Below are 15,714 nucleotides of genomic sequence, written 5' to 3'. Positions count from 1 at the left end.
TTGTCTCTTAATTAAAGGATAAACTGGCTTAAATCTTTGTTCCGGGCGATAGAACCAAGCTTACCTTCGACATACTGGGGCGTAATTGTAATCTTCTCCATCGTTATTTCCGGAGCTTCAAAAGATAAGTCTTCAAGCAACCGTTCCAAAATGGTATGAAGTCTTCTTGCACCAATATTGTCTGTGTTTTGATTTACTTCGAAGGCCACTTCAGCTATCTTACGAACAGCATCGTCAGAAAATTCAATTTCTATACCTTCAGTTTCTAATAAAGCAACATATTGTTTTAACAAGGCATTATCCGGTTCATGAAGAATCCGTACAAAGTCATCTACAGTCAGTTTGTTCAATTCTACACGAATTGGGAATCTACCTTGTAATTCAGGGATAAGGTCGGATGGCTTAGCCATGTGAAAGGCGCCTGCAGCAATGAATAAGACATGATCTGTTTTAACTGAACCATATTTAGTCACTACTGTCGAACCTTCAACAATTGGCAGGATATCCCTTTGGACACCCTCTCTTGATACATCCGCTGATGAACTTCCAGATTGCTTACTCGCAATTTTGTCTATTTCATCTATGAAGATGATCCCATTTTGCTCAGCCCCGTATACTGCATCTGAAGTTACTTCATCCATATCAATCAATTTTGCCGCTTCTTCATTTGTTAAAACGGTTCTCGCTTCACTTACTTTCAATTTGCGCTTCTTGCTTTTTTTCGGCATCAAGCTTCCTAAAGCGTCCTGCATGTTCATCCCCATTTGTTCCATTCCCGAACCTTGGAGCATATCAAACATCGAAGCAGCCTGTTCTTCCACTTCGACCGTTATCATTTCACTTTCCAGCTCACCATTAGCCAGCTTTTCAGCGACGATTTTTCTTTTTTCCTGCAAACTTAAATCTTCGGAATTTTCTTCCGAATCCTGTTCGTCTTGATTGTTATTGCCTCCAAAAAAGACTTCAAGAGGATTCTTGAAATTACTCTGTTTTTTTGTTGATGGCACTAAAAGTTCTATTAAGCGGCGATTTGCATTTTCTTCTGCCCGTTCCTTTACGCTGGCCATCTTTTCTTCCTTCACGAGGCGGACGGAAGTCTCAACCAAATCACGAACCATGGACTCTACATCACGGCCGACATACCCGACTTCCGTAAATTTTGTTGCTTCAACTTTTACAAAAGGAGCACCTACCAATTTAGCCATTCTCCGAGCTATTTCTGTTTTCCCAACGCCTGTTGGTCCAATCATTAATATATTCTTCGGAACGACTTCATCACGAAGTTGATCCGAGAGAAGGGAACGTCGGTAGCGATTCCGAAGAGCCACTGCCACTGCCCGTTTTGCCTCACGCTGCCCAACGATATACTGATCCAGTTTTTCAACGATTTGCCTCGGTGTTAAATTAGCTTTTTTTGACATTTGCGCTCCTCCTTACAACTCTTCCACGATTATATTCGTATTCGTAAATACACAAATTTCCGCTGCAATTTGTAAAGATGATTGAGCGATTTCCTTTGCCGATAAATGGTCACTGGAAAACCGCATCAATGCCCTGCCGGCAGCCAGTGCATAATTCCCTCCCGATCCTATGGCGAGAATCCCGTCATCCGGTTCAATTACTTCCCCGGTACCAGAAACGAGCAGCAAATGGTTCTTATCCATCACGACTAGCATTGCTTCCAGCTTTCTCAAAACATTGTCACTTCTCCATTGCTTTGCCATTTCGACGGCAGCACGCTGAAGATTGCCATTATACTCTTCAAGTTTGGCTTCGAACATCTCAAATAAAGTGAATGCATCTGCAACGGAACCAGCAAAACCTGCAAGAACATTACCATTAAAGATTTTTCTCACTTTCCTCGCTGTATGCTTCATCACTACTGAATTTCCTAAAGTAACCTGCCCATCACCGGACATGGCACATTCACCTTTATGATGCACTGCAAATATCGTTGTCATAAAGTGTCCCCTTTCAACATTTAAGGCCGCGGATGTGATGCATTGTAGACTTTTTTCAATTGGTCTTTTGTAACATGCGTATACACTTGCGTTGATGAAATTTTAGAATGACCAAGCAATTCCTGAACCGTGCGAATGTCCGCCCCATTATTCAATAGGTGTGTAGCAAACGAATGCCTTAGCATGTGGGGATGAAGACTTCCATCTGCGGCTGACTTTTTAATCAATTCATTCAATATATAGCGAACTCCCCTAGGTGTCAGAGGGTCTCCACGAAAATTAACAAATAAATAAACATGCGCCTTGGCGTCAGACGAAGTCAATTCCATCCTGGCTGTACGTATGTATAAATCTATCGCTTCCTGTGCATATCTACCAACCGGAACGTAGCGATCCTTTTTTCCTTTTCCATGGATCAGTACCGTCCCCAAGGAAAGATCGATATCCTGCAGTTTAATATCACAACATTCACTTACGCGAATGCCTGTAGCATACAATAATTCCAGTAAGGCATTGTTCCTTATTCCTATCGGTGAATCTTTCTTTAAAGAAGAAAACAACTGATTCATTTCCTTCTCATAAAGAAACCGTGGCAGTCTTTGATCCTTTTTAGGTAAAGAAGCAAGGGAAAAAGGGTTATCCTTCACATCACCTTCACGCAGTAAAAATTTATAAAGGCTCCGCAAGCAAGAAGTTTTTCTTGCAACAGTGCGCTTAGAAAGTTTTTTCTCATATAAATTCGTTAAATATAACCGGACATCAAGATATTCAACGGACGTGATGTCCTCAATCCCCTGTTCATTAAGGAACAGAAAAAATTCCTGAATATCACGTTTGTAATTTTCAATGGTGTAATGTGAACTGTTCTTTTCAATTTGTAAATATTCGATGAAGGATGATAATGCCTTTTTTTGATTAATCATGGAAACACCTCGCAAAGGCTAATAAATAGTATCATACTTTAAAACAGCAGGCAAATATTTTACAAATTTTTCACAAAGTTCTGAATTGTGTCCAAAGCGCGTTTAGCATGTGTTTCATTCCGCTCTTTTTTGGATTTGATTCTCACTTCAAGGTCTGGAAGCAATCCAAAGTTGGCATTCATCGGCTGGAAGCTCTTACCATTAGTCGACGTTATGTACCTTGCCATGCTGCCCATCGTCGTCTCCGCAGGGAAAATGATAGGCTCCAAACCTTCGACGATCCTTGCAGCATTGATACCCGCTACAAGTCCCGACGCAGCCGATTCAACATACCCTTCAACTCCAGTCATCTGACCGGCAAAGAATAAATCATCGCGATTCTTGAATTGGTACGTTGGCTTCAAAACATTAGGTGAGTTTATGAAAGTGTTTCTATGCATGACCCCATAACGTACAATTTCCGCATTTTCCAATCCAGGTATGAGCTGCAATACTTCTTTTTGCGGCCCCCATTTCAAATGTGTCTGAAAACCAACAATATTGTAAAGTGTTCCTGCCGCATCATCCTGACGCAATTGAACTACAGCAAAAGGGCGTTTTCCCGTTTTTGGATCTTCTAGGCCAACAGGCTTCAATGGACCAAATAACATCGTTTTCTTCCCACGTGATGCCATCACTTCAATCGGCATGCAGCCTTCAAAAAAGATTTCTTTTTCGAATTCTTTAAGCGGGACTGTTTCAGCAGCAATCAATGCATCATAAAAGCGGTCAAACTCTTCTTCCGTCATCGGACAGTTCAAATAAGCCGCTTCCCCTTTATCATAACGGGATTTCAAATATACTTTATCCATATTGATGCTGTCTTTTTCAAGAATTGGTGCGGCAGCATCATAAAAGTACAAGTATTCTTCATCCATGATTTGCTTTAAGCTATCAGATAGTGACTGACTTGTAAGCGGACCGGTTGCAATGACGGTAGGACCTTCCGGAATTTCCGTCACTTCTTCATTAATGACCGTCACATTTGGATGATTTTTGACCCTTTCCGTAACAAGACCGGCAAATTCATGACGATCAACAGCTAATGCACCGCCAGCCGGTACAGCACAAGCATCCGCTGCGGACATGATGACCGAATCCAGTATACGCATTTCTTCTTTTAATACACCAACTGCATTTGTTAACGTATTTGCCCGAAGTGAATTGGAACAAACAAGTTCAGCGAATTTATCGGTATGATGGGCTGGCGTTTGTTTTACAGGGCGCATTTCGTATAGATCGACTTTAATTCCTCTTTTAGCTAACTGCCACGCCGCTTCACTTCCAGCAAGCCCAGCACCGATTACACTTACTTTTGTTTCTTTCATTTTTCGAACCTCCATGTATAGATATGATAAGACAGGATCATTTATCATTAAAACTGCTTTCCAGAAGTTTCATTTTTAACGATATCTATGTATTTATACCCGAAATACTCATTCCTGCTAACGATTATTTTAAAGATATGCCATCCTTATTCACTAAAAGGGTAACGGACGCAAATAGGAATTATATCTTTAAAAGAATGTACTTGTCCACTGAATTTTACATCACATGGCCTAAATAAAAAAGTTTCAAGTGTTATCCATTTTCTTCTTGGAAGTAAATCCACATATCACCATGATATCATACTTCCCTGAACATAAAGAAACCCGGCAAATGCCGAGTCCATTTATATTTAGGGTTTATCGATAGTTCACAAGGAAAGTAAACGATTTCACGGCCTTTTCTATGCTTGGGGCATTTCTTTAAAATCACAATCCATGCACTGGACCTGGACTCCTTTTTTGAGTTTTTTCTCAACAAGTGTACCTTCACATTTTGGACAACTCCGCGGCAGCGGTTTATCCCAAGATATGAAGTCACATCCAGGGTAGGTATCACACCCGTAAAATATGCGTCGTTTTTTACTCTTCCTTTCAATGATATTTCCTTCTTTACATTTTGGGCATTTGACCCCGATTTCCTTGACGATTGGTTTGGTGTTACGGCAATCCGGGAAATTACTGCATGCCATGAACTTTCCATAACGTCCCATCTTAAAGACCATCCCATGTCCGCACTCCACGCAATCTTCACCTGCAGGTTCATCTTTGATTTCAATTTTCTCCATCTCGACTTCGGCCTTGGCCAAATGAATGGCAAATTCTTTATAAAATTCATCGATGACCTTAATCCATTCAATATTGCCTTCCTCAACGCTGTCAAATTCCTGTTCCATCTTGGCAGTGAACTCTGCATCGAGAATATCCGGGAAGAATTCGCGTATCAATTCGAGAACGATCTCACCAAGCTCTGTCGGGATGAACCGTTTATTATCCAAGGTAACATAGCCCCGTTTTTGGATCGTATCCAAGGTAGGCGCATATGTAGAAGGACGGCCTATTCCCAGTTCCTCTAGGGTCTTGACCAGACGGGCTTCAGTATATCGGGGCGGAGGCTGTGTAAAATGCTGCTTCGGCTCGATATCTTTTGAAAAGAATTGATCTCCTTTTTTCACATCCGGAAGTGCATTTTCCTTTTCTTCCACCGAGTCATCGGATCCTTCAACATATACCTTCATGAAACCCGGAAATTTAATTTTTGAACCATTTGCCCTGAAGATGACATCCCCGTTATGCAGGTCGATGCTCATCGTATCCATGACCGCCGAAGACATTTGACTGGAAACGAATCGTTCCCAAATCAATTTATAAAGACGGAATTGATCTCTGGATAAGAACTCCTTGACTACACCCGGTTCACGTAATGTGCTTGTTGGCCTGACCGCTTCATGCGCGTCCTGGGCATTAGTTTGTTTTTTCTCCTTGCGCTGCTCGACCTGAACATATTCTTTACCATAATTATTTTGAATGAACGTATGGACTTCCTCTTTGGCACTATCTGAAATACGGGTCGAATCGGTTCTCATATAAGTGATTAACCCGACTGTACCTTCCTTGCCAAGCTCGATTCCTTCATAAAGCTGCTGAGCAAGCATCATGGTTTTCTTCGCACGGAAATTCAATTTACGTGCCGCTTCCTGTTGCAGGGAAGAAGTTGTAAAAGGTGCTGCTGGATTGCGCCTTCTTTCCTTTTTAGCCACGGCTCCTATCGTAAATTCGCCGCCATTTAAAGAAGCGAGCACTTTTTTGACGTCCTCTTCGGTATTTAATTCCTTCTTCTCGCCGCCAAGGCTGAAGAAAGAACCTTCAAACTGTTCTTTCCCTTTTACAAAATCAGCCTTGATTGTCCAATACTCTTCCGGAATAAAATCTTTGATCTCCTTCTCCCGGTCAATGATCATCCGTACAGCAACCGATTGGACCCGTCCCGCGCTTAAGCCTTTTTTCACCTTTTTCCACAATAACGGGCTTATATTGTATCCGACCAAACGGTCCAAGACCCTTCTTGCCTGCTGAGCATCAACCAATTTCATATTTATTGGCCTAGGCGATTTAAATGATTCCTTGATAGCCTCTTTCGTGATCTCGTTGAATACCACGCGGCAATCCGAGTTAACGTCAACATCAAGACTGTGAGCCAAATGCCAGGCAATCGCTTCCCCTTCCCTGTCGGGGTCAGCCGCGAGATAGATTTTTTTCGCTTTTTTTGCAGCGGTTTTCAATTCTTTTAAAACCGGGCCTTTGCCGCGGATAGTTATATATTTAGGTTCATATTCATGTTCAACATCGACACCCATTTGACTTTTAGGCAAATCGCGTACATGCCCCATGGAAGCCTTTACTTTATATTTTTTTCCCAAGTAACGTTCTATTGTTTTCGCCTTTGCGGGCGATTCCACAATCACTAAGTATTCTGACATCCAATAAATCCTCCTCAAAGAGGTAATATAAATCTTCACTATTATTAATCATTCAAAAATCATTTGTCAACACCTCTTTATTTTTCAAAGCATGCTGATTCATTTATTTCTAGTTTTTTGACAAGAGGTGCCATTTGCAAAACTTATAACAGTTTTACAATATTTTCAACCTTTTTGTCTAATAATTCAACCCACCCTTCAAAAAAAGCACCTATTTTTTCAATTTTCCCGTTTGATTCTCCGTCTATCTTCTATATTATATTGTTCAAAACTCTTCCTCGATCTGCCTGGAGCTAAAAACAAGTTTGGCACCATCATAAATTAATTGATTGGTACCCAGTGATTCAGGGCTCGTAACATTACCAGGAAGCGCAAATACTTCCCTGCCGTGTTCCAAAGCAGCTTGTGCCGTAATAAGGGAACCGCTTCTTTCTTTTGCTTCCACCACGAATACGCCCTGTGATAATCCGCTGATGATTCGATTCCTAAGTGGAAACATCCATGGTTCCGCCTTCACTTCCGGCGGAGTCTCAGATATAAGCAGGCCTTTATTCATGATTTCTTCAGCAAGGGTAAAATTGGATTTCGGATATATTTGCTTAAGCCCTCCGCCTAAAACCCCGATCGTATCTCCGCCTTCCCTTAATGTGATGTTATGTGACTCTGCATCGATTCCAGCAGCCATTCCGCTTATGATCACGAACTTTTTCTGTACAAGCGGTAATAGAATCGTTTTTAAGGCCTCCAGCCCATACGAGGTTGGCTTGCGTGTTCCAACAACACCTAGGGTATTCTTCTTTGTTAAAAGCTTCTTATCACCTTTAAAATAAAGAACCCACGGAGGATCGAATATTTGCTTTAGCAAAAAAGGATACTCATCATCGAAGATCGTCAAACAATGGATTTGGCTATCTTCGTATTTTTTAAGTTTTTCAATGGAATGGAGTGAATGTAAATCTTTGAGAAAGAGGTTAAGCTTATTTGAAGGGATAGGGAGCATTTTTGCCCATTCAACGTAATTCGTCGTGAACAGGGAAGATAATGATGGGTCTTTGGACATGATTGCTTGGATTGTTTTCCATCCTGCTCCGCGGCAATGATGGAGATGGATTAACTTTTCATTTTTATTCAATCGGAAACGCCCCTAATCGGATATTTTTAAAGGTAGGTTGATAGTGATGTACTTGGTCTCTCCCGAGGAAATTCGAGGAAATAAAGACCGACCCACAAAAAGGTCGGCCCAGCTTAAATCAATGTGTTTTACAAGGTTCGTAAATATCTTTTTCTTTTAAAACGGAAATCAATGTTTCTCCCATTACGGATGGAGTTTCGGCAACTTTAATTCCACATTCGTTCATGACGCGGATTTTCTCGTCAGCCGTCCCTTTTCCTCCTGAGATAATGGCACCAGCATGTCCCATGCGTTTACCGGCAGGAGCCGTACGGCCACCAATGAAACCAACAACTGGCTTAGTCATGTTTTCCTTCACCCAGATTGCCGCTTCTTCTTCTGCCGTTCCGCCGATTTCCCCGATCATGATCACCGCATGTGTTTCCGGATCTTCATTGAACGCTTTTAAAACATCAATGAAATCCGTTCCGTTAACGGGATCTCCACCGATACCGACAGCCGAAGATTGCCCGATGCCTGCTTGCGATAATTGGTGAACAGCTTCATACGTCAAAGTTCCAGAACGGGAAACTACGCCTACATGGCCTTTTTTGTGGATATACCCTGGCATGATACCAATCTTACACTCTTCAGGAGTAATGACACCCGGGCAGTTCGGTCCGATCAAGCGAGTTTTTTTGCCTTCCATGTAGCGCTTCACCTTGACCATATCCAGTACAGGAATATGTTCCGTGATACAAATGGCAAGATCAAGTTCCGCGTCTACAGCTTCAAGAATTGCATCGGCAGCAAATGGTGCCGGTACATAGATAACAGATGCACTCGCGCCGGTTTCAGTGACAGCTTCGGAAACTGTATTGTATACAGGTACCCCTTCCACTTCTGTTCCACCTTTACCCGGAGTGACTCCCCCTACGATTTTCGTGCCGTATTCCAACATTTGTTTTGTATGAAATAATGCTGTTGAACCAGTGATTCCCTGAACGATCACTTTCGTATCTTTATTAATATAAACGCTCATTATGTTCCCCCCTGCCTATTATCCTACAAGTGATACTATTTTTTGTGCTCCATCTGCCATTGATTCAGCAGCCGTAATATTTAAACCTGACTCTTTTAGAATCTTTTTGCCAAGGTCCACATTCGTTCCTTCAAGACGAACAACAAGAGGGACATCCAGTCCAAGCTCTTTGGCAGCAGCCACGACGCCTGTAGCGATGATGTCACATTTCATGATTCCTCCGAAGATATTAACGAAGATGCCTTTAACATTTTGATCGGAAAGGATGATTTTGAAAGCCTCTTTTACTTTTTCCTCAGTGGCGCCGCCACCAACATCAAGGAAGTTAGCCGGATCTCCCATATAATGTTTAATGATGTCCATCGTCGCCATAGCAAGCCCGGCACCATTAACCATGCATCCGATATTTCCGTCAAGCGATATGTAACTTAGGCCATGTTTTGATGCTTCAATTTCTTTCGCATCCTCTTCATCCAAATCACGGTACTCCGCGATGTCCTTATGGCGGTAAATCGCATTATCATCGAAATTCAATTTAGCATCAAGCGCCATTACATCGCCGTCGCCCGTTACCACTAATGGGTTGATTTCTGCGATTGAGCAATCCTTATCAACGAAAGCTGTATATAGGTTAATCATCAGTTTAGAAGCTTTATTTATAAGTGAAGCCGGAATATTGATATTGAATGCAATCCTCCGTGCTTGGAAACCAGTCAGGCCGACAACCGGATCGATTACTTCTTTGAATATTTTCTCTGGTGTCTTTTCGGCCACTTCCTCAATTTCCGTACCGCCTTCTTCAGAAGCCATCAATACGACACTGTCCGTAGCACGGTCAAGGACAAGCCCGATATAATACTCTTTAGTAATGTCGCAGCCTTCTTCAATAAGTAAACGCTTAACTTCCTTGCCTTCAGGTCCCGTTTGATGGGTCACCAGTGTCTTGCCAAGAATCTCTTCTGCATATGTACGTGCTTCATCAAGATTCTTCGCTACCTTGACTCCGCCGGCTTTACCGCGGCCGCCCGCATGAATTTGAGCTTTGACGACAACAACTTCCGTACCTAACTCCTTCGCTGCTTCAACTGCTTCATCAACAGTAAAGGCAACCCGGCCATTTGGAACGGATACCCCGTATTGTCGCAATATCTCTTTCCCCTGATACTCATGGATATTCATTTCCCATCCTCCTTATCTACTAAAAAACAACTTTGAAATTTAATGCGTGTTTTCTCTATCATATTACAACAAAATTCTCCCTCGTGCATAATATTCTTTCACATAATTTTTGAAATATTATTATAATATACTTCCTTACCCTTTAATGAAATAGAAAAAACCTTCTGCGTCGTTGTGTTTTTTTCTTATTAATACCATTTATTTCGGATCTGCAATTCTAGTACAAATAGAGTCATATTTCTATCAAAAAACACTTCCATGAAAGCCTTTTCAATCTTTTGATCCAAAGATATCCTCATGAAAAACTACTGTTAAAACCTGGTCTTGATTCAAAGGAAAAGCAAAAGGACAAAGCCATGGCCTTGTCCTTTAACAAATAGTTTAGTATTTTTTTAATATAATGAAAAATCGTCAGTGATTTCCCTAATATTCTACATAAACCAACAGAAACCAAATGGTTAGTCTCCTACCGATTCATGCCCTTGTCAACTTTATAAATGAATGCAAATACCTCTGCAACAGCTCCATACAATTCTTCCGGAATCGTTTGATTTATATCCAATTGACCTAAAAGTGCAGCAAGCGATTCGTCCCTTTGGACCGGTATATCGTGTTTCATGGCCTTTTCCATAATAGTTTCAGCCGTTTTCCCTTTCCCCTTGGCCAATATGACGGGCGCTTTGGATGTCTTTTGATCATACTTTAAAGCAATGGCTTCTTTTCGTTTATCTTTTATCATATTCGAATATCCACTCCACTATATGAACCCGCTTCCGAAAAAGGAATCGCTTTCCCCCTAAGGTCCCGCTCTTTTTCATATACGGGATTAACAAACGAAACTCCTGATAATCTGTAATCCATTTTCCCAAGATTCTCTCTCAGGATGCCAAGATATTGACCGGCCGCCTCTTCAAGGGTTGCACCATGCCCATTGATGACCGTCACCTTTATGATTCGGTTTTGAACCTGCATGTCGATGACCGTCTCTTCAAGGCGCCCCAATTCTAAATAAAATAGGACTCGCCAGTAATCCGGGTCTATTTTGCCTTCTTTTGTCTTCCTTCCGCTCCATTGTAACGTCAGATCCGTTTGAGTAGACCCCAGATTGAGTGGAAGTGTAAGGAGTAAATTCTGAATCGGCCCGTTTTCCTGTGAAAGGATCTGTTGCGCTGTAATCCGATTCAGGATTTGTTCTGCCATCTCCTTGATAGCTGCCGGAATTTGCTCATTCAGCAATTTAAGCAGCAGCGGTTTAAGTGTCTCTAGATCATTGCGGAAATCCGCCAAATCATCTCCTGGAAGATTAATGAGTGCATGTTCCAGCTGGAGTCCAAGGATCTTGGTCATTTCTTTCAGTTGGTGTGCGACAGAAGGTCCATTGGTAAAATCGATTGATTGAAAATCAGCTGCCAATACATGTGAAAGGACCAGCTTCTCATTAATCCTAGCATATTGGGCCTCAGGAGGCTCATTAAGCGACTTAAACAGTAACTCAGCCGCTTTACCCTTCGACTCAGATACTTGCTCTGTGTCCATATTCAAGTAGCCTATAAGGTCATTCACTTCTATTTTTCCGCCTACCGCCTTTGTAGCTATCGCTTCGGCAAAAGCATTCTGGAGTAAATGAAAAGCAAGAGGGGTAAGTTTTTCTGCAGAAATGTTTTTTCTCTGCATCGAGTGGATTTCGATCGGCAGTTTTGCCTTCTCGTGATCATGACTATTCAATATGCGGTTAATAGCCATTTCGATTTCTTCAACATGTGCAAATGCTCCGCCTTTAGCCTCGGAAAGCAGCTGCAATCCTTGGTGTAATTTATCAATCGCTGAATTTTTAGGAATACCGGACCTAACCTCAGCTCCATCCACTAAACTTTCCAGAAAGACGGATTCAGTCATTCCCTTTGGAACGAAACCCGTCTTTTGAAGCAGGGAAAATGCCCCGGATTTCATTACTGGCGTTGAATCGGAATTCAGCCAAGTGGTCACAAGTTTTTGTAAACCGATTTGTTGAAGCTGGTTCTGTTTGGCAACATGTAAAGAGTCCAATACCTCCTTTAGTTTGGAGGCAGTCCCCGTTACTGCCCCACCATCCTGCAGCTACTGCCTGAAGCCACTGAGGAGTTTGTGAAAAGGTTCACCTTTGGACTGCGTAAATAATGCATCAAATACACCTTTTACAAAAGGCAGTTGCTGAATGAACATTGTTTTTATTACAGGCAGACCAACTTCTGCAGCATCAGCAGCTTTTAACCATTGCAAAGCGGATCGAAAAGTCTCCTTGGTTATCGGAAGGCGGTTTGCCAGCAGGTATTCGGCAAGCTTGATTGCGGCCGGTTCAGGTTTTATGCCGAGGTGAGCGATCAATTGTGCAACTGTTCCCTTTAAGCCAGAAACGTTCAAATTGGGGGCATCTAAAGCTTTTAACACGACAGACCCCTCAATTGACTGCTGCACTTGAAACCAATACTTCACTCCTGTACGAAGCGGGATATCAAGAGTGGCAACCATTTTTTGATGGTCAAACTGTACCTCGGCCGTTTGGTTAAGAAAAACCTTATTTACCTTCCCGAAAAGGATTTGCCCGTTTTTCAAACTCGCAGTTCCTTTTATTTCAATGGGTGAAGCTACGGGTTGACTGCTTGCTATGGATTGCACCACCCATCCCCCCCCCCTTATTCCTTCGTTCGTGCAGCGATTTCCTTAACTGGCGCAAAACTTCTTCTATGCCAAGGTGTAAGCCCGTGTATGTCGAGCGCTTCTAAATGTTGGCTTGTCCCGTAACCCATGTGCTTTTCAAAACCATATTCCGGATATTTTTCACCATATTCCTTCATCATCCTATCACGAGTCACCTTGGCTATTATGGATGCCGCAGAGATGCTAATGCTTCTTGCGTCACCCTTTATGAGCGAAAGCTGGGGAATCGGCACATCCAGTTCCATCGCATCGATCAACAAATGATCCGGAAGTTCTGACAGATCGTTCACTGCAGCCACCATTGCCTTTTTCGTAGCTTGATATATATTGATTTCATCAATTACTTCGCTATGTACAACACCTACACCTACGGATATCGCTTCCTTAAAAATCATCTCATAAAACTGTTCCCTTTTTGACTCCGGAATCTTTTTAGAATCATTAAGCCCTGGCAAATAAAAAGAATCAGGCAAGATGACTGCACTTGTCACAACCGGTCCTGCCAGAGGTCCTCTTCCCACTTCATCGATGCCAGCGAGAATGGAAAATCCCTGTTTCCTTAATTGCCTTTCAAACTCAGTCATTTCCGTGAAAGCATCCCTTACCTGTTGTTCTTTTTCATAAGTTCTTTGCCATTTGTTTACTAAGTCGGTTACTCCCTTCCGACCGTCCTCCCGGCATTTCTGTAAAAATAAATCTTCAGGCTCTCTTATCGTCTTTAACTTTAAGGAGATTTCCTTAATGCTCATTGCAGTTATCATCTTTTATCACCCATCATTTTAATTATCGGCAGTCTTGCTTCCTTTCTACAGTTCAAACAAAAATACGGAGCGGAAAAGAGACATCAAAAAGAAAAAATCTTTTCGACATCCAACTCCAGCTCCGTATTACAACACTCAAGTCAATGTTAATCTTATTCGGGGAGGATATCATCCTTTTCATAATCCGAAGGAACCTCGAACGTAAGCGGGCCCATCTTTTCTGAACGGATTTCACGTACGACCAACTCTGCGGTTTTGTCATAATCGATGAAGCCCCCAGATGCTAAACAGCCCCTGAACTTTCCGACAGCATCAAACAATTCGAGCGTTTCCTGTGGAATTACATCCAGGTTATAACGGGATTTCAGTCTTTCCGGGTATTCTTTTTCCAAAAAGCGAAGGCCGTATAATGAGACTTCGTGCAAGTTTAAAATCGTATCCTTGATCGCACCTGTCAACGCAAGCTTCAAACCTACTTCTTGATCCTCGAATTTCGGCCAGAGAATCCCCGGCGTGTCGAGCAATTCCAATTCCTTACCCACTTTTATCCATTGCTGCGCTTTAGTGACTCCAGGTGTATTTCCTGTTTTGGCAATGTTCTTTTTGGCAAGTCTATTGATTAAAGTCGATTTCCCCACGTTCGGAATGCCGACTATCATGGCACGGATCGCTCTCGGCTTTATTCCTCTTGATTCCATCCGCTCATACTTTTCTTTTAAAAGATTTTTGGATGCAGCTGTAATCTGGTTTAAACCGTTTCCTGCCTGTGAGTTAATGGCAATCGCCGTTTTCCCCTGCGATTTGTAATGTTCCAGCCACATTTTCGTTTTTGCCGGATCGGCCATATCAGCTTTATTCAAAAGGATGACCCTCGGTTTATGCTGAATGATTTCGTCGATCATCGGATTTCGTGAAGATGCCGGAATCCGGGCATCCACGAGTTCAAAGATAATGTCGATCAGTTTTAATTTCTCTGTTACTTCCCGTCTTGCTTTGGCCATATGGCCAGGGAACCACTGTATTGTCAATGGAATCCACCTTCCTACTATTCCGCCAATCGAAAGTCCTCGATCGGCCAATAAACTAATTTAGTTTTTCCTAACACTTTATCGTAAGGAACGACACCTACACCAATATGGCGGCTATCCTTGCTGAAACGGCGGTTATCCCCCAGGACAAATAGGTGATCTTCAGGCACCGTTCCTTGTTCTATGACATCACTTAATGTAAAAGGTTCCGTCAAAGCCCCGCCATCAATCAATTGTTCTTTATATTCATCCAAGTATGGCTCATCATAAGCTTTTCCATTCACGTAAAGAGTATCATTTCTATATTCAACTTTTTCCCCTGGCAATCCGATGACCCGCTTTATGTAATCTTTGCCTTCTGGAGCTTCGAAAACGATAATGTCGAATCTTTTGGGTTCGCCAATCGAATAGGAGATTTTATTAACGATCATGCGGTCCGTATCCTTTAATGTCGGCATCATGGAATTGCCGTCCACAACAATAGGAGCCAGGAGGAAATAACGAATCAGCGTCGCCGCTATAACCGCGATTATGACCGCCTTTGTCCATTCCCACAATTCATTTTTCTTTTTCGCCATCCTTATCCACCCTTTTTGAAGCATATCAACAATTATTTTAACATGTTGCAGACGCTATAGCGAGCAGGATTCTATATAGCTTTCACCCTATGTGCATTCATCGTTTCTTAAAGTGCAAAAAGGGAGCCTGATAAACAAGCTCCCTTTTTTTGCATGATACTGTTTGGTTATTCACCTTATGTGGATCATGGTAAACCCGCATGAAGATATTCGAAGAATTAACGACGAATTTCTTTAATACGTGCTTTTTTACCACGAAGTTCGCGTAGGTAATAAAGTTTCGCACGACGTACTTTACCGTGACGGATAACTTCTAGTTTCGCAATTTTTGGTGTGTGAACAGGGAAAGCACGTTCAACTCCAACGCCGTAAGAGATCTTACGTACTGTGAAAGTTTCACTAACTCCGCCGCCACGACGTTTGATTACAACGCCTTCAAACAACTGGATACGTTCGCGAGTTCCTTCAATAACCTTTACGTGTACACGTACTGTGTCACCAGGTCTGAATGATGGAAGATCTGAGCGAAGTTGTTCTTTTGTGATTTCGTTAATAAGATTTTGCATCGATTTCAACTCCTCCTGGACGCT

General features: G+C 42.2%; 15 protein-coding genes. All 15 read right to left on the bottom strand.

Going from position 1 to position 15,714, the window contains the following annotated elements; all coding sequences use genetic code 11:
• Positions 1-11 precede the first annotated feature (11 nt).
• Positions 12-1,421, bottom strand: coding sequence for an HslU--HslV peptidase ATPase subunit (hslU, locus tag ACJ9PY_RS08230; RefSeq protein WP_076366543.1), 1,410 nt, complete (start codon positions 1,419-1,421; stop codon positions 12-14).
• Positions 1,422-1,433: 12 nt separating this feature from the next.
• The gene (gene hslV, locus ACJ9PY_RS08225; RefSeq protein ID WP_048684874.1) at positions 1,434-1,961 is read right to left on the bottom strand and encodes an HslVU peptidase proteolytic subunit; all 528 of its coding nucleotides are present in this window, start codon (positions 1,959-1,961) and stop codon (positions 1,434-1,436) included.
• A 20-nt stretch (positions 1,962-1,981) separates the two neighbouring features.
• Positions 1,982-2,884, bottom strand: a complete 903-nt coding sequence (gene xerC, locus ACJ9PY_RS08220) for a tyrosine recombinase XerC (RefSeq protein WP_411739759.1) — start codon at positions 2,882-2,884, stop codon at positions 1,982-1,984.
• A 59-nt stretch (positions 2,885-2,943) separates the two neighbouring features.
• A complete protein-coding gene (trmFO, locus tag ACJ9PY_RS08215) occupies positions 2,944-4,251 on the bottom strand; it encodes an FADH(2)-oxidizing methylenetetrahydrofolate--tRNA-(uracil(54)-C(5))-methyltransferase TrmFO (protein WP_048684880.1) in 1,308 nt (435 codons plus the stop codon).
• 401 nt (positions 4,252-4,652) lie between these two features.
• Positions 4,653-6,728 (bottom strand): type I DNA topoisomerase, encoded by a 2,076-nt coding sequence (gene topA, locus ACJ9PY_RS08210; protein WP_034313673.1) that lies wholly within the window; start codon positions 6,726-6,728, stop codon positions 4,653-4,655.
• A gap of 265 nt (positions 6,729-6,993) precedes the next feature.
• Positions 6,994-7,860, bottom strand: coding sequence for a DNA-processing protein DprA (gene dprA / locus ACJ9PY_RS08205; RefSeq protein WP_411739758.1), 867 nt, complete (start codon positions 7,858-7,860; stop codon positions 6,994-6,996).
• A 118-nt stretch (positions 7,861-7,978) separates the two neighbouring features.
• Positions 7,979-8,881, bottom strand: coding sequence for a succinate--CoA ligase subunit alpha (sucD, locus tag ACJ9PY_RS08200; protein WP_057278412.1), 903 nt, complete (start codon positions 8,879-8,881; stop codon positions 7,979-7,981).
• An 18-nt stretch (positions 8,882-8,899) separates the two neighbouring features.
• The gene (gene sucC / locus ACJ9PY_RS08195; RefSeq protein ID WP_034313681.1) at positions 8,900-10,060 is read right to left on the bottom strand and encodes an ADP-forming succinate--CoA ligase subunit beta; all 1,161 of its coding nucleotides are present in this window, start codon (positions 10,058-10,060) and stop codon (positions 8,900-8,902) included.
• 466 nt (positions 10,061-10,526) lie between these two features.
• Positions 10,527-10,799 (bottom strand): EscU/YscU/HrcU family type III secretion system export apparatus switch protein, encoded by a 273-nt coding sequence (locus ACJ9PY_RS08190; RefSeq protein ID WP_057278413.1) that lies wholly within the window; start codon positions 10,797-10,799, stop codon positions 10,527-10,529.
• Positions 10,796-12,106 carry a hypothetical protein gene (locus ACJ9PY_RS08185; RefSeq protein WP_411739757.1) on the bottom strand — a complete coding sequence of 437 codons (1,311 nt, stop codon included), beginning with the start codon at positions 12,104-12,106 and terminating at the stop codon, positions 10,796-10,798. Before ACJ9PY_RS08185 ends, ACJ9PY_RS08190 begins: the two co-directional genes overlap by 4 nt.
• A 51-nt stretch (positions 12,107-12,157) precedes the next feature.
• Positions 12,158-12,718 (bottom strand): hypothetical protein, encoded by a 561-nt coding sequence (locus ACJ9PY_RS08180; RefSeq protein WP_411739756.1) that lies wholly within the window; start codon positions 12,716-12,718, stop codon positions 12,158-12,160.
• Between the two features lie 14 nt (positions 12,719-12,732).
• A complete protein-coding gene (locus ACJ9PY_RS08175; protein ID WP_223255880.1) occupies positions 12,733-13,515 on the bottom strand; it encodes a ribonuclease HII in 783 nt (260 codons plus the stop codon).
• A 155-nt stretch (positions 13,516-13,670) separates the two neighbouring features.
• Positions 13,671-14,546 (bottom strand): ribosome biogenesis GTPase YlqF, encoded by an 876-nt coding sequence (gene ylqF, locus ACJ9PY_RS08170; RefSeq protein WP_411739755.1) that lies wholly within the window; start codon positions 14,544-14,546, stop codon positions 13,671-13,673.
• Positions 14,547-14,563: 17 nt separating this feature from the next.
• Positions 14,564-15,124, bottom strand: coding sequence for a signal peptidase I (gene lepB, locus ACJ9PY_RS08165; protein ID WP_034313700.1), 561 nt, complete (start codon positions 15,122-15,124; stop codon positions 14,564-14,566).
• A gap of 218 nt (positions 15,125-15,342) precedes the next feature.
• Complete coding sequence (gene rplS, locus ACJ9PY_RS08160; protein ID WP_034313702.1) at positions 15,343-15,690, bottom strand: 50S ribosomal protein L19; 348 nt, start codon at positions 15,688-15,690, stop codon at positions 15,343-15,345.
• Between the last annotated feature and the right edge of the window lie 24 nt (positions 15,691-15,714).

Origin of the sequence: Peribacillus sp. S4, assembly GCF_046715815.1 — a bacterium.
Taxonomy (GTDB): Bacteria; Bacillota; Bacilli; order Bacillales; family DSM-1321; genus Peribacillus; species Peribacillus frigoritolerans.
Note: the sequence above shows the minus strand (reverse complement) of the source record. Positions and strands in the feature narration are given on the sequence as shown.

Bases quoted from the DNA above. Each gene is read 5' to 3' on its own strand.
- sucD (WP_057278412.1), bottom strand. From the start codon at position 8,881: ATGAGCGTTTATATTAATAAAGATACGAAAGTGATCGTTCAGGGAATC.
- rplS (WP_034313702.1), bottom strand. From the start codon at position 15,690: ATGCAAAATCTTATTAACGAAATCACAAAAGAACAACTTCGCTCAGAT.
- trmFO (WP_048684880.1), bottom strand. From the start codon at position 4,251: ATGAAAGAAACAAAAGTAAGTGTAATCGGTGCTGGGCTTGCTGGAAGT.
- hslU (WP_076366543.1), bottom strand. From the start codon at position 1,421: ATGTCAAAAAAAGCTAATTTAACACCGAGGCAAATCGTTGAAAAACTG.
- lepB (WP_034313700.1), bottom strand. From the start codon at position 15,124: ATGGCGAAAAAGAAAAATGAATTGTGGGAATGGACAAAGGCGGTCATA.
- ACJ9PY_RS08190 (WP_057278413.1), bottom strand. From the start codon at position 10,799: ATGATAAAAGATAAACGAAAAGAAGCCATTGCTTTAAAGTATGATCAA.
- topA (WP_034313673.1), bottom strand. From the start codon at position 6,728: ATGTCAGAATACTTAGTGATTGTGGAATCGCCCGCAAAGGCGAAAACA.
- xerC (WP_411739759.1), bottom strand. From the start codon at position 2,884: ATGATTAATCAAAAAAAGGCATTATCATCCTTCATCGAATATTTACAA.
- sucC (WP_034313681.1), bottom strand. From the start codon at position 10,060: ATGAATATCCATGAGTATCAGGGGAAAGAGATATTGCGACAATACGGG.
- hslV (WP_048684874.1), bottom strand. From the start codon at position 1,961: ATGACAACGATATTTGCAGTGCATCATAAAGGTGAATGTGCCATGTCC.